Origin of the sequence: Gillisia xinjiangensis, assembly GCF_046298265.1 — a bacterium.
GTDB lineage: Bacteria > Bacteroidota > Bacteroidia > Flavobacteriales > Flavobacteriaceae > Gillisia > Gillisia xinjiangensis.
In genome coordinates this window covers 1-510 of sequence record NZ_JBKAHK010000135.1, presented here as the reverse complement: position 1 = coordinate 510, position 510 = coordinate 1, and the positions used below count along the sequence as shown (strand labels likewise).

The 510-nt window shown below is 61.6% G+C and carries 1 protein-coding gene; it reads left to right on the top strand.

Going from position 1 to position 510, the window contains the following annotated elements; genetic code table 11:
- Positions 1-402 (top strand): TRAP transporter small permease subunit (locus tag ACKGJN_RS16870; protein WP_409540737.1); only part of this gene is annotated, 402 nt, incomplete at its 5' end.
- Between the last annotated feature and the right edge of the window lie 108 nt (positions 403-510).

Genomic DNA, 510 nt, shown 5'->3' with positions numbered 1-510 from the left:
TGGCAGCCGCGCACGCAGGCCAAGGTGGAGTTCGTGCTCTACTTCCTGTTCTTCTTCCCGGGCGTGATCGCCTTGATACTCGCCGGCTGGAAGTACGCCTCGCGCTCCTGGGGCTATTTGGAGGTGAGCGTGAACAGCCCGGCCGGCGTGCCGATCTTCCAGCTGAAGGCGGTGATCGTGGCGGCCGGAATCCTGCTCTTGATCCAGGGCATCGCCCAGGTCCTGCGCTGCGTCGTCTGCATGCGCACGAACGAATGGATGCAGGCGGCCGACGACATCGAGGAGACCGAGGTCCTGCTGATGGAGAAGGGGACGCACGACGTCCTCGCCCACGGGTCAGAAGCCATTGATATCGTCTGGCCGCCGAACGGTGGCGGCAGTGAAGGCAGCAAGCGATCATGAGTGATCCCCAAATCGCCCTCTTTATGCTGGGCGTCTTTCTGATCATCATTTTTCTGGGATTCCCGATCGCCTTCACGCTGATGGCCATGGGGATCAGCTTCGGCTACT